This is a genomic window from Kitasatospora sp. NPDC048365 (genome assembly GCF_043200835.1).
Classification (GTDB): domain Bacteria; phylum Actinomycetota; class Actinomycetes; order Streptomycetales; family Streptomycetaceae; genus Kitasatospora; species Kitasatospora terrestris.
Genome location: NZ_JBICYJ010000011.1, coordinates 192,830 through 205,851, shown reverse-complemented (window position 1 = coordinate 205,851; position 13,022 = coordinate 192,830). Strand labels below are relative to the sequence as shown.

At 76.1% G+C, this 13,022-nt stretch carries 7 protein-coding genes; all 7 read left to right on the top strand.

Translation table 11 applies throughout. The annotated features are described in order from the left end of the window. The first annotated feature begins 134 nt into the window (after nt 1–134). A complete protein-coding gene (locus ACGFX4_RS14335) occupies nt 135–299 on the top strand; it encodes a hypothetical protein (protein ID WP_393073137.1) in 165 nt (54 codons plus the stop codon). Nucleotides 300–406: 107 nt separating this feature from the next. Further along, nucleotides 407–1,645, top strand: a complete 1,239-nt coding sequence (locus ACGFX4_RS14330; RefSeq protein WP_393073135.1) for a cytochrome P450 — start codon at nt 407–409, stop codon at nt 1,643–1,645. Continuing rightward, nucleotides 1,642–2,613, top strand: coding sequence for a hypothetical protein (locus ACGFX4_RS14325; RefSeq protein WP_393073133.1), 972 nt, complete (start codon nt 1,642–1,644; stop codon nt 2,611–2,613). Before ACGFX4_RS14330 ends, ACGFX4_RS14325 begins: the two co-directional genes overlap by 4 nt. Next, on the top strand, nt 2,610–5,195 hold the full coding sequence (locus ACGFX4_RS14320; protein WP_393073131.1) for an ATP-binding cassette domain-containing protein: 2,586 nt from the start codon (nt 2,610–2,612) through the stop codon (nt 5,193–5,195). Before ACGFX4_RS14325 ends, ACGFX4_RS14320 begins: the two co-directional genes overlap by 4 nt. Next, nucleotides 5,192–7,420, top strand: coding sequence for an ATP-binding cassette domain-containing protein (locus ACGFX4_RS14315; protein ID WP_393073129.1), 2,229 nt, complete (start codon nt 5,192–5,194; stop codon nt 7,418–7,420). The genes ACGFX4_RS14320 and ACGFX4_RS14315 overlap by 4 nt, the downstream gene beginning before the upstream one ends. Nucleotide 7,421: 1 nt before the next feature. Further along, a complete protein-coding gene (locus ACGFX4_RS14310) occupies nt 7,422–10,682 on the top strand; it encodes a DUF4135 domain-containing protein (RefSeq protein ID WP_393073127.1) in 3,261 nt (1,086 codons plus the stop codon). Between the two features lie 34 nt (nt 10,683–10,716). Beyond that, the gene (locus ACGFX4_RS14305; protein WP_393073125.1) at nt 10,717–12,972 is read left to right on the top strand and encodes a TOMM precursor leader peptide-binding protein; all 2,256 of its coding nucleotides are present in this window, start codon (nt 10,717–10,719) and stop codon (nt 12,970–12,972) included. Nucleotides 12,973–13,022: the final 50 nt, after the last annotated feature.

Genomic DNA, 13,022 nt, shown 5'->3' with positions numbered 1-13,022 from the left:
TTCCTGCCCCGGCGGACGGGCCATATTTGAGTCATCGCCGGGAGCGAAACGGAGAAATCCGAAAGAGCGACCGGGACGGAAAGCGGTGACCGACCCCCTGAGCGGGCCGGCGCCACAACCGGAGGGAGACCCCCATGGCCGAGAACCTGAACACCGAGAACGAGCAGTTCGACATCGAGGTCGAGGAGCTGGACACCGTCAACGGCGGCGTCAGCGTCTCCTCGCTCCTCTCCGCCGCCTGCCCGGTCTCCAGCTTCAGCTCCATCTCGAACTCCGCGGCCGAGACCGCCGCCGAGTAAGGGTTCCGTGCGCTGGGGTGGGACCGTCCGCGGTCCCGCCCCAGCACCCCGCCCGGCCCCGAGCATCAGACAGCGCAAGCGAAACGGAAGAAGGAGAGCCGGGCGACATGGACAGCCTCCGGCACGAGCTGACGCGGTTCATCCAGCAGCCCGCCGCGCAGCAGGACCCACCCGCGCTCTACCGCAGGCTGCTGGCCGAGGCACCCGTCCTGGACCTCGGCCCGCTGTACGTGGTCTCCGGGCACCAGGAGATCCTCAGCGTCCTGATGAACCCCGGCACCGCCGTCGACCCCACCACCGTCGGCCTCCCGCGAGCGGGCGGCACGGCGCTGGTCCAGATCGTCAACCGGATGCTGCCGATGCGCGACGGCGCCGACCACACCCGGCTGAAGCGGCTCGCCACCACGGCGTTCAGCGCCCGGCGGCTGGGGCAGATGCGACAGCGCATCGAGTCCACCACCGAGCGGATGCTCGCCCCGCTGCTCGCCTCCGGCGGCTTCGACCTGGTCGCCGACCTCGCCGTACCGCTGCCGGTCGCCGTCTCCTGCGCCATCCTCGACGTCCCCGACTCCGACCACGACCGGATCACCGGCTGGGCCGGCCTGGTCGCCCGCGCCCTGCTCGACCCCTTCCCCGACGAGGCCCAGGCCGCCGAACTGGACGCCGAGTTCGCCGAGTTCCACGCGTACGTCGAAGAACTCTGCGCCGCCCGCGCCGCCGACCCCGGGGACGACCTGATCAGCCGGCTCACCGTCGCGCGGGCCGAAGGGCGGCTCGACACCGAGGAGTTGCTCGCCTTCGTGGTGATGCTCTTCGCCAACGGCCTGGAGACGCTCACCTCCGGCCTCGCCGTCGCTGCCTTCCAACTGCTCACCACGCCCGGCCTGTCCGAGCGGCTGCGGGCCGAACCCGCCGCCGCCGAGGCCGTCTTCGACGAGGCGCAGCGGCTCGGCAGCCCGGTCCGGGCCAGCGCGCGGGCGCTCACCCGCGACGTCCAGGCCGGCGACACCCTCATCCCGGGCGGCAGCGTCGCCATGCTGCTGTACGCCGCCGCCAACCGTGATCCGCGACGCTACCCCGACCCCGACCGCTTCGACCCGGACCGGGCCGACCGGCACCACCTCGCGTTCGGCCACGGTCCGCACCACTGCCTCGGCGCGCCGCTGTCGCTGATGGCCGGCGCCGCCGTCCTGCGCGGCCTCGCCGCCGCCGACGCCGAACGGCGGCTCGGCACACCGCTCACCGAGGAGACGGTCCAGCGCAGCGAGCAGTTCGCGTTCGGCGGGATGCGCGAGCTGCCGGTGTTCTGCCCGCCCCGCGACGAACTGATCGGAGCGACGGCATGACCACCGCAACCACCCCGCCGGAGGCGGAGACCCCCGCCGGAACGACCCCGACGGCCGAGTCCGGCCCGGCACCCGAACCCGCACCCACGGCCACGGCCGAGGGCTCGCGCCCGCCCGCTCCGGCACAGCCGGGTGCCGGTGGCGACGGGACGCACACGTCTGCGGTCACGCAGGTCGCGCGTCCGTCCGCCGCCGGGCCGGCGGAGTCGCGGAGCCGGGCGGCGGTGGCCGCCGCGCGGGCGGCCGCGGTACTCGAACCCGGGCTGGACCAGCCGGTGCGGCTGATCGGCGCGCGGCTGTGGGTGGCGGGCGTCGCCCTGCTGCTCGCGGTCGGCGCGGGCGCGGGCTGGGCGGCGTTCGGTTCGCTGCCGCACACGCTGACGGTGAACGCCGTGGTCGCGCACGGCCCGGCCCCCGTGCAGGTCGCCGCCGACCGGGCGGGCGCCCTGTTCGAGACCCGGGTCCGTCCCGGGGACCGGGTGGCGGCCGGCCAGACCGTCGCGGTGGTCCGGACGGCAGGGGAGGGCGACGTCGAGGTACGCGCCGCGGGCCCCGGCACGGTCACCGCCCTGCTCGCCGCACCCGGTGCGCAACTCGCGCCCGGCAGCCCGGTGGTGGCGCTCGATCCGAGCGACGCCCCGGCGGTGGTGCGACTGGTCGCGACCAGTGCGAAGGACGCGGCGCGGCTGGCGCCGGGCCGGGCGGTGCTGGTGCCGCTGCCGGGTGGCGGCGTGGTCCGGGCGGTCGTCACGGCCGCGGACCCGCTGCCGGTGGCGGCCGGTTCGCTGGCCGGCACGCTGCCGGTCGCCCCGCCCGGCCTGCCCGCCGGGGACACCCCGGTGTGGCTGGCGTACGCCCAACTCCCGGACGGCATCACGGTCTCCGCGCCGTTCACGCTCCCGGTGAAGGTCGACCTCGGCGCCCGCCACCCGTACCAGGCGGTCCTGAACAAGGAGCCCCGCCGATGAGCATCGACATCCGCCCGGCCGGCCCCGACGCGAACGCGTCCACGGCCGACGGGCCCGACACCTCCGCCACCAGGCTTACGACGGTCACCGTCACCGGCGGAGCCCAGGCCGGGCAGACGACGGCCACCGTCACCGGCGGAGCCGGTTCGCGGAAGGTCTCGGCCGAGCCCGCCGCAGGCGGTGTAGCGGCTGCCGCCGGATCGCCCGGCGACGCCGATGCGCGCGCTGCTGCTTCCGCCACCGTCACCGGCGGAGCCGGGTCCCGCGGGGCGTCGGCCGAGCCCGCCGCAGGCGCAGGGCCGGCTGCCGCCGCTCCGTCCGGCGGAGCCGGTGCGCCGAAGGCGTCGGCCGAGCGCGCCGCAGGCGGGACGCGGGGGCGGCGGTACCTGCGGACGCCGACCGTGCCGCAGATGGAGGAGCAGGACTGCGGGGCGGCGTGCCTGGCCGTGGTGCTGGGGGCGTTCGGGCGGCGGGTGACGCTGCAGGAGGCGTCCCGCGCGTGCGGGGTGAGCCGGGACGGCGTGAGTGCCGCGGCGGTCGCCCGTGCGGCCGGGCGGTACGGGCTGGTGGCCCGGGGCCGTCGGGTGGTGCGCGGCGAGGGCCGGTCGGCCGGTCTGGACGCGGTGCCGGTGCCGTCGATGGTGCTGGTGACGGGTCCGCACTTCGCGGTCTTCGAGGGCATCCGGCGGGGCCGGGTGCACATCAACGATCCTTCGCTGGGCAGCTATTCGGCGACTCCGGCGGAGTTCTGGGACTCGTTCGCGGGGATCGCGGTGGGTTTCGAGCCGGGTCCGGACTTCGAGCGCGGCGGCCGTCGCTTTCCGCTGCTGCGGTCGCTGACCGCGCGCCTTCGCCCGTATCTGGCCCCGCTGCTGGTGGCCGTCCTGGTGGCGATGCTGGTCACCGTGCCGGGTGTGGCGGCAGCGTTCCTGCTGCGCGTGTACCTGTCGGCGGTGGTGACGGGTGGCGCGTCGGACTGGGCGGTGCCGTTGACGCTGGCGGCGGTCGGGGTGACCGGGCTGGTGCTGCTGGGGACGTGGCTGCGGCAGGCGCTGGTGAACCGGGTGCTGGAGGCGATGGCCGCGCATTCTTCGGCGGGTTTCCTGTGGCGGATGCTGCGGCTGCCGGGCGCGTTCTTCCACCGCCGGCAGTTGGGCGGTCTGGTGACCCGGGTGCAGTTGAACGACGGTCTGGCGAATCTGCTGTCGCACCGGGTGGCGTCCGCCGCCGCGTCGGCGGCGTCGTCGGCGGTGCACCTGGCGGCGCTGGTCTGGCTGGTGCCGGAGCTGGCCGCGGTGCCGGTCGCGGTGGCGGTGCTGGACGCGGTCGCGCTGCGGGTCGCGGACCGGCGGCGCGGCGGGATGATCCACCGCCTGCACGCGGAGCAGTACAAGCGCGACGGTGTGGCGTTCGCCGGGGTGTCGGCGATCGAGACGGTGAAGGCGGAGGGCGCGGAGGACTCGCTGTTCCGTTCGTGGGCGGGCTGGCAGGCGCGGGCCGCGCACACGGGTCAGCGGGTGGCGCAGGTGGTCCTGGTGCCGCTGTCGCTGCCGGGGGCGCTGAACTCGGCGGCGAGCGCGGCGGTGGTGGTGGCCGGTACGGCGCTGCTGATCGGTGGTTCGCTGTCGGTCGGGACGCTGCTGGCGTTCCTGCTGCTGCTCAACGGCTTCCTCCTGCCGGTGTCGCAACTGGTGGGCACGGGTGCGGAGTTCACGGTGGCGCGGGCACAGAACGCGCTGCTGGAGGACGTCGAGACGTCCGAGCCGGACCCGTACCTGGCGCCGGTGCTGGACGCCCCGGCGGAGCCGGTCGCGCTGCGCGGTGAACTGGAGCTGCGGGACCTGGCGTTCGGCTACGACCCGAACCGGCCGGCGACGGTGGACGGCGTCTCGCTGACCGTGGCCCCGGGGGAGTGGGTGGCGGTGGTCGGGTCCAGCGGCAGCGGCAAGTCGACGCTGGCCCGGCTGGCGGCGGGGGTGCTGCGGCCGTGGAGCGGCGAGGTGCTGCTGGACGGCCGGCCCCGCGAGTCCTGGCACCGGGCCGTGGTGACCGGCCAGGTCGCCTACGTGGAGCAGCAGTTGCGGTTCTTCGAGGGCACCGTCCGGGACAACCTGACGCTGTGGAACCCGGCCGCCGACGAGGGTGCCCTGCACCGGGCGCTGGCGGACGCGGAGGCGACGGAACTGGTGCGCCGGCGCGGCGGGTTGGACGCCGGGCTGGTGGAGGAGGACGCCCGCAACCTGTCCGGCGGCGAACGGCAGCGGCTGGAGCTGGCCCGCGCGCTGGCGCTGGACCCGGCCCTGCTGGTGCTGGACGAGGCGACCTCCGCGCTGGACGCGCACACCGAGGCGGCGGTCAACGCCAACCTGCGCCGCCGGGGCGTGACCTGCCTGGTGCTGGCGCACCGGGCGAGCACCATCCGGGCGGCCGACCGGGTGGTGGTGCTGGCCGGCGGCCGGGTCGTCCAGCAGGGCACTCCGGCCGAGCTCGCCGACCAGGACGGCCCGTACCGGGACCTGCTCGGCGAGGGCGGTCGCGGCGTCGGCGGCGACGCCCCCAACGGAACCGAGGAGTCGGCATGAGCACCGCGACGATCGACCCCGCAGCGCGCACGGCGGCGGAGGCCGCCACGAGCACTGCGGAGGGCACCGCCGCCGCGAACCGGGCCGCGCTGGCCTCGGCACTGGGGGGTCTGCAGCCCGGCGGTCGTCCGCCGGCAGCGCCGCGCGACCGCGCGGACCAGGCGCAGGCCGTCCTGCGGGCGCTCGGCTTCGAGGGCCCGGCGGAACTCCCGGGCGCGGTACGGAAGGCGGCCGATCCGCTGACCGCGCTGCTGCGGCTGCTGGGCGTCCGCTGGCGCCCGGTGACCCTGCCGGCCGGCCCGGACGGGCACGGCGACCCGAGCGGCACGGACGGCCCGATGGTCGGCTTCGCGGCCGACGACGGCCGCCCGGTCGCCCTGGTCCCGCGCCCGAACGGCCGCCACCGCCGGCACGACCCGGCCGCGCCGGCCGGCCGGCGCGGCGGGCCCGCGCTGGTGCGGCAGGCGCTGCTGCTGCACCGGCCGCTGCCGGCCGGGGCGCCGGGGCCGGGCGGGCTGCTGAGGTTCGCCCTGGCGGTGCCCGGGGCCAAGCGTGACCTGGGGGTGCTGTGCGCGGCGGGTCTGGCGTCGGCGCTGCTGGGTCTTCTGGTTCCACTCAGCACCGGTGTGCTGCTGCCCGGCCTGCTGCTGGCCGAGCGTCATCCGGTGCGGTGGTTGGCGGTGCTGCTGGGTTCGGCGGTGGTGGCCTCGTGGCTGCTGGTGCTGGTCCGCAACACCGCCGCGGTCCGGCTCACCGGCCGGGTGCAGCACGCGCTCGAACCCGCTGTCTGGGACCGGCTGCTGGCCCAGGACGCACGGTTCTTCCGCGACTGGACCACGGGTGACCTGGTGCACCGGGCCAATGCGGTCGCCCAGGCCCGGCAGGCGCTCTCCGAGGTGTTGGTGGGCGCGGTGCTGGGCGCGGTGTTCGCGTGCACGGGACTGTCGGTACTGCTGCTGATCGACTGGCGGCTCGGCGGGCTGCTGCTGCTCGCCGTGCTGGCGGTGATCGCCGGGCTGCTGCTGCTCGGCCGTCGGCGCCAGCGGTACGAGTCCGAGGTGTACGCGGCGCACGGGCGGCTGCACGGCACCCTGTACGGGCTGCTGCTGGGCATCGACAAGATCCAGACCGCCGGACGGGAGATCCAGGCCTTCGCCCGATGGGCCGTCCCGTTCGCCGCGCAGAAACGCGCGGACGCGGCCGCGATGCACGTCGATGCCGCCGCCGGGGCGCTCACCTCGGCCCTGCAGCCGCTGCTGCTCACGGTGCTGCTCGCCGGGGCGACGTTCGGTTCGGGCGCGGAGACCGCCCATCTGATGGCCGCGGGTGTCGCGGCCGGACAGGTGGCCCTCGCGCTCGGCCAGGTCACCCATGCGGCGGCGAGCGCGTACGGGGTGGCGCCGGTGCTGGACCGGCTCCGGCCGATCCTCGCCGAGCCCGCCACCGCCGTAGCCGGCGCCGGGTCCGGGGCCACGACGGTGGCCGAGGACCCGGGCCGGCTCGGCGGGGCGGTCGCCCTGGACGGGGTGACCTTCCGCTACCCGGGGACGGCCCTGCCCGCCCTCGACGGGGTGTCGCTGCACGCCGCGCCGGGGGAGTTCGTCGCGGTGGTCGGCCCGTCCGGGGCGGGCAAGTCCACCCTGATCCGGCTGTTGCTGGGCTTCGAGCAGCCGGAGGCGGGCGCCGTCCGCTACGACGGGCGGGACCTCGCCGGGCTGGACGCCCGGCTGGTCCGCCGCCAGGTCGGCTCGGTCCTCCAGCACGGCCGCATGCTCCGCGGCTCGCTGCTGGAGAACCTGGCCGGCGCCGATCCGGACGTCGAGGAGGACCGGATCTGGCGGGCCGCCGAACTGGCCGGCATCGCCGCCGACCTGCGCGCCCTGCCGATGGGCCTGGGCACCAGGGTCGGCGAGGACGCCCAGGGCTTCTCCGGCGGCCAGGTGCAACGCCTGCTGCTGGCCCGGGCCCTGGTGCGGGAGCCGTCCGTCCTGCTGCTGGACGAGGCGACCTCCGCGCTCGACAACGCCACCCAGGCCAGGGTCGCCGAGGCCGTCGCGGGCCTCGACCGCACCCGGATCGTCATCGCCCACCGACTGAGCACCATCCGCACCGCCGACCGCATCTTCGTGCTGGACGGGGGACGGGTGTCCGCCGAGGGCACCTACCGCGAACTGCTCGGCAACGACCCGCTGTTCACCCGCCTCGCCCGATTCCAGGAGATGTGAGATGTCGCTCGACCTGCAGACCTGGCTCCGCACCACCGGGAGTCCGGCCCCCACCGGCGGCACCGCCGCCGGACCCGTCCTGCTGCCCGACGTGGCCGGCGGCGACGAGCGGCTGCGCGCCGTGGTGTCCGCCGCCGCGTCCTTCGAGGAACGGGCCGCCGCCCGGGCGGACGGCGAGGCGCTGTTCGAACCCGACCCGGGGGAGGACCGGCGCTCCCGGGCCGCCGCCGTGGAGACCTGGCTGAGCCGGGCGGCCGGCGAGCAGCGCGCCGCGGGCGTGCTGCTGGACCACCTGGCCGAGACCGGGCGCCCGCTCGGCGAGGGCCTGCGCCGGGTGCGCCTGGCCGACCCGGCCCGGCTGCCGGCCTGGGCGCACGCCCTGGCCGCCTTCCTGCGCGCCCAGCCGACCGACCGGGCGTCCGGCCCCGGCGCCCTGGTCGAGGGCTTCGTCCGGGCCGCGGCCGCCCTGCTGCCGAGCGCCGCGGGCGGGATCCTGGGCGTCCCGGTCACCGAGGAGGCCCGCGCCGACCTGGCGAAGACCCTGACCGGGCGGCTCACCGAGGCGTGCAACCTGTCCTTCTGCCACGAGTTCCAGCTCTCCACCGGCCGCCCCCGGGCCACCGGGTGGGACGCCGAGGGCGGCCTCGACTCCTCGCAGGACGGCTGGCTGGCCCGGCTGGAGCGGCTGCCCGGCCTGGCGTTCCTGGTCGGCACGGTCTGCCTGCAGTGGCAGCACATGTACACCGAGATGTTCGCCCGGCTCGCCGCCGACCGGCACCTGCTGGTCGGGCGGATGTGGCAGGGCACCGACCCGGGCGCGCTGGCCTCCGTCCAGGGCGACGCGGGCGACCGGCACGCCGGCGGCCGCTCGGTGGCGCTGCTGCGCTTCGCCGACGGGCAGGGCGTGGTCTACAAGCCGAAGGACATGCGGCACGCCACCGCCTTCCTCGCGCTGGCCGCGCGGCTCAACAAGGAGCTGAGCCTGGACCTGCCGCTGCGCACCGTGCTGGTGCGCAGCGACCGGGGCGACGACGGCCACGGCGCCTCGCTGGACACCGGCTGCGAGAGCGACTACGGCTGGGAGGAGCTGGTGCCCAGCCGCCCGTGCGCGGACCGCTCCGGCTTCGCCCGGTTCTACACCCGCCTCGGCATGACGATCCGCCTGGTGCAGCTGCTGGAGGGCCGCGACCTGTGGGCGGACAACCTGCTCGCGGACGGCGAGCACCCGGTGCTGATCGACCTGGAGTGCCTGCTCTACCCGCGGGTCCAGGCCCCGCCGGTGCTCTCCGCCGCCCAGCACGGGCTGCTGGACGAGCTGGAGACCACCGTGGTCCGCACCGCGATGGCCTTCCAGGCATGGACCCCGGCCGGCCGGACCGACGCCCTGGACATCGGCTGCCTCTCCCGGGTCGGCAGCCTGGAGGTCGCGCCCGGCGTGCCCGCGCTGCCGCTGCCGCCGTACCGGCCGGTGGCCGACGGCGAGCCGGCCGACCCGTGGGAGTACACCGAGCAGGTGGTCGAGGGCTACCGCGAGATGCACCGGACGCTGTACCGGCTGCGCGAGGAACTCGCCGACCCCGAGGGCCCGTTGAGCGGGTTCCGGGGGGTCTGGGTGCGCTACATCTGGCGCCACACCTGGGACGGCTACAAGATCCTGCGGGCCTCCACCAGCCCGCTGGCGCTGGACGACGGCGCCACCCGCGAGACGGTGATCGCCGGTGCGCTGCGCGGCGCCGTGGTCGCCCGGGCGGGCGACCCGGACCGCGGCGACCTGCTGGAGGTGGTCCTCTCCGAGCTGGACTCCTTCCGGATCTTCGACATCCCGTTCTTCCGCTCGCTGACCACCTCGTCCTCGGTGTTCACCGCGGACGGCCGGGAGATCCCCGGGCACTTCCAGTCGACCGGCTGGAAGCGCCTGCAGCAGCGGGTCGCCGAACTGGAGGGCTTCGACCTGGAGGCGCACGTCGGCGTGCTGTCCGGTTGCGTGGACGCCGCCCGCCTGGGCACCGAGCTGTCCCGCCCGGCGCCGTCCCCGGTCCGCCGCCGCGCGGTGCCCGGCCCCGGCGAGCTGCTGGAGCGGGCCGCCGCGATCGGCGACCGGATCCTGACCGACCGCCGCCGGACTGGCTGGCTCGGCCAGAGCTGGTACCCGGGCACCGGCCTGCGCCAGGTCGAGGTGCTCGGCCCGGACCTGGTCTCCGGCACCCTGGGCATCGCCCTGCTGTTCGCCGAACTCTGGTCCGCCACCGGCGAACCGCGCTTCCACCGGGCCTCCCACCGGCTGCTCACCGAGGCCGCCGCCCTGGTCGACCCCGACGAGCCGCGCGCCTTCTCCTTCGCCGGCGACTCCCGGCTGGCCTCCGGCGCCCCGGTGCCCGGCGGCTTCGCCGGACCGGGCGCGCTGATCCACGGCCTGGCCCGCGGCGGCCTGCTGCTCGGCGAGCCCGGCTTCCTGAGCGCCGCGCAGGCCCTGGTGCCCGGTGCGCTCACCGTCGCCCGCTCGGCCTCCGACCGGCCCGGCCGCCGGGCCAAGGTGCCGCACGCCGACCTGCCGCTGGGCACCGCCGGCCTGCTGCTCAACCTGCTGCGGCTGCGCCGCGCGTCCGGCGCCGGGCACGCCCCGACGGACGAGGCGATCCGCACCCTGGCCGCCACCGCCGTCGCCGACCTGGGCGATCTCGACGCGCAGATCCCGGAGTTCGACTTCCTCGACCTGGTGCCGGGCGGCGCCGACTCGGTCGCCGCCGCGCTGGCCCGCACGCTGGCCGAGGCGCCCGCCCTGCTGGCCGACCCGGGCGCCGTCCGGGAGCGGCTCGCCGCGCACCGCTTCGCCACCGGCACCCGCAGCGGCCGCCTGGCCTGCCTGGACACCGCGGTCTCGCTCGGCGCGGACGCCGTCGACCAGGCCGACCTGGGCAGTCTCACCCCGCCGGTCACCGGCCCGGCGCTGGCCTCGCTGACCGGCCGCGCCCTGGTCGCCACCGCCGGCGAGGCGCTGACCGCCGCCGAGGCGGGCCTGCTGCACACCGTCCCCGAGGGCACCACCGCCCTGGTGCCCGGCCCGTTCTTCGACGGCCGGGAGGCCGCCGGCCTGCTGGTCCGTGAACTGATGGAGCGTCAGCAGGCGTACGGCACCTGGTTCCCGGACCGGGCCGCCGAGGACTCCGTCAACCTCGGCGCACTCGACGGCACGGTCGCCATCGGCCTGCTGCTGCTGCGCCTGTACGACCCGGCCGCCGCCCCGCTGGCCACCCTGCGCTGAGCGCACCCGGACCCGTAAGGAGGAGTGACCCGCCATGTCCGAACTCATCGGCTTCAAACGCCACTACACCCCGTACGTCGTCGACGGCGAAGCCGTCTACCTGGTCTCCGAACGCGGCGTCTCGGTGGTCGACGGCAACCTCGCCCAGGCCCTCGCCCCGCTGCTGGACGGCACCCGCACCGCCGAGCAGATCGGCGCCGCGCTGCACGGCACCGTCCCCGCCGAGCGGGTCGACGGAGCGGTCGGCAAGCTGCGGGCCGGCGGCTTCGTCGCCCCCGCCGACCCGGCCACCGACCGGCCCGGCGCCGCCTTCTTCGAGATGGCCGGGCTGGACGGCGACGCCGCGATGGGCGCGCTGCGCACCGCCCGGGTCCGGGTCGAGGTGTACGGCGACCTCGACGTCGAGCCCTTCCTCGCCGCGCTGGAGGCCGCCGGGGTCGCGGTCGACGACGGCGCGCCGTTCACCGTCGCCCTCACCGCGGACTACCTGCACCCCGGGCTCGCCGAGCGCAACCGCGCCGCGCTGGCCGACGGCCGGCCCTGGCTGATCGTCCGCCCGGTCGGCTCGATCGTCTGGACCGGACCGGTGTTCGTCCCCGGCGCCGACGGCGAGGAGGGCGCCACCGGCTGCTGGGAGTGCCTGGCGCACCGGCTGTCCGCCAACCGCCAGTCGCTCAGCTACCTGCAGCACCGGCTCGGCCAGGACGAGCCGATCCCGACCGCCGGCGCGCACCTGCCCGCCACCCTGGCCCTCGGCACCCAGCTGGCCGCCCTGGAGACCGCCAAGTGGCTGGCCGGCGCCCGGCCCGCCGAACCCGTGGTGCTCACCCTGGACACCGTCCTGCTGGAGACCGAGCGGCACCGCCTGGTCCGCCGCCCGCAGTGCGAGAGCTGCGGCGACGGCCGGATGGTGACGGAGCGTCAGCTGAAGCCGGTGCGCTTCGAGAGCCGGCCCAAGGCGTTCACCGCCGACGGCGGCCACCGCTCCACCACGCCCGAGGAGATGCTGGACACCTACCGCCCGCAGCTCAGCCCGATCACCGGCGTGGTCACCACCCTGGTCCCGGCCGCCCGGACGCCCACCGGGCTGAAGGTCTACGTCTCCGGGCAGAACCTCTCCCGGCAGAGCGGCGACCTGCGCCAACTGCGCACCGGCCTGCGCTCGGTGAGCTGCGGCAAGGGCCGCACCGACGTCCAGGCCCGGGCCAGCGCGCTCGGTGAGGCGATGGAGCGCTACTCCGGCGTCTTCCAGGGCGACGAGGCCCGCCGGCCGGCCCGCTTCGCCGAACTCGGCGACGCCGCGATCCACCCCTCCCGCACCCTGCTGTACAGCGACCGCCAGTACGCCGAGCGGCAGCGCTGGAACGTCAAGCAGTCGATGTTCAACATCGTCCCCGAGCGCTTCCGCGAGGACGAGGCGATCGAGTGGTCCCCGGCCTGGTCGCTGACCGCGCAGACCACCCGCTGGCTGCCCACCATGTCGATGTACTACGGCTACCGGCACCGCAACGGCTTCTACGCGGCCGGCGACTCCAACGGCTGCGCCGCCGGCACCTCCTTCGAGGACGCCGCCCTGCAGGGCTTCCTGGAGCTGGTGGAGCGCGACTCGGTCGCCCTGTGGTGGTACAACCGGGTCCAGCGCCCCGCGATCGACCTGGACGCCTTCGGCGACCCGTACATCGACAAGCTGAGGGACGTCTACCGCGGGCTGCGCCGCGAGATCTGGGCACTCGACCTGACCTCGGACTTCGGCATCCCGGTGGTCGGCGCGTTCTCCCGCCGCACCGACAAGAACCCTGAGGACGTGCTGATCGCCTTCGGCGCGCACCTCGACCCGCACATCGCGCTCACCCGCGCCCTCACCGAGATGAACCAGTTCCTCGGCCCGGTCGCCGGAGACGCCGAGGGCCGGGTCAACTACGCCGGCTCCGACCACGAGCAGAAGGCCTGGTGGACCACGGCCACCGTGGCCAACCAGCCGTACCTGCTGCCCGACCCGGCCGCCCCGGCCTCCGGCCCCGGCCGCTGGCCCGTGCTGGCCGGCGCCGACCTCGCCGACGACCTGGCGCTCGCCCAGCGGCTGGTCGAGGACCGCGGCATGGAGTTCCTGGTCCTCGACCAGACCCGCCCGGACGTGGGCCTGCCGGTCGCCCGGGTGATCGTCCCCGGCATGCGGCACTTCTGGGCCCGCTACGCCCCCGGCCGCCTCTACGACGTGCCGGTGGAGCTGGGCTGGCTGAAGGAGCCGACCCCGGAGAGCGAGCTCAACCCGATCCCGATCTTCATCTGACGCCGCGTGCGGAGCCGCCGGGCCGACGGGTCCGGCGCCCGCCCATCTGG

Excerpts from the sequence above, each read along its gene's own strand:
- ACGFX4_RS14335 (WP_393073137.1), top strand. The coding sequence starts at position 135 with ATGGCCGAGAACCTGAACACCGAGAACGAGCAGTTCGACATCGAGGTC.
- ACGFX4_RS14330 (WP_393073135.1), top strand. The coding sequence starts at position 407 with ATGGACAGCCTCCGGCACGAGCTGACGCGGTTCATCCAGCAGCCCGCC.
- ACGFX4_RS14325 (WP_393073133.1), top strand. The coding sequence starts at position 1,642 with ATGACCACCGCAACCACCCCGCCGGAGGCGGAGACCCCCGCCGGAACG.
- ACGFX4_RS14320 (WP_393073131.1), top strand. The coding sequence starts at position 2,610 with ATGAGCATCGACATCCGCCCGGCCGGCCCCGACGCGAACGCGTCCACG.
- ACGFX4_RS14315 (WP_393073129.1), top strand. The coding sequence starts at position 5,192 with ATGAGCACCGCGACGATCGACCCCGCAGCGCGCACGGCGGCGGAGGCC.
- ACGFX4_RS14310 (WP_393073127.1), top strand. The coding sequence starts at position 7,422 with ATGTCGCTCGACCTGCAGACCTGGCTCCGCACCACCGGGAGTCCGGCC.
- ACGFX4_RS14305 (WP_393073125.1), top strand. The coding sequence starts at position 10,717 with ATGTCCGAACTCATCGGCTTCAAACGCCACTACACCCCGTACGTCGTC.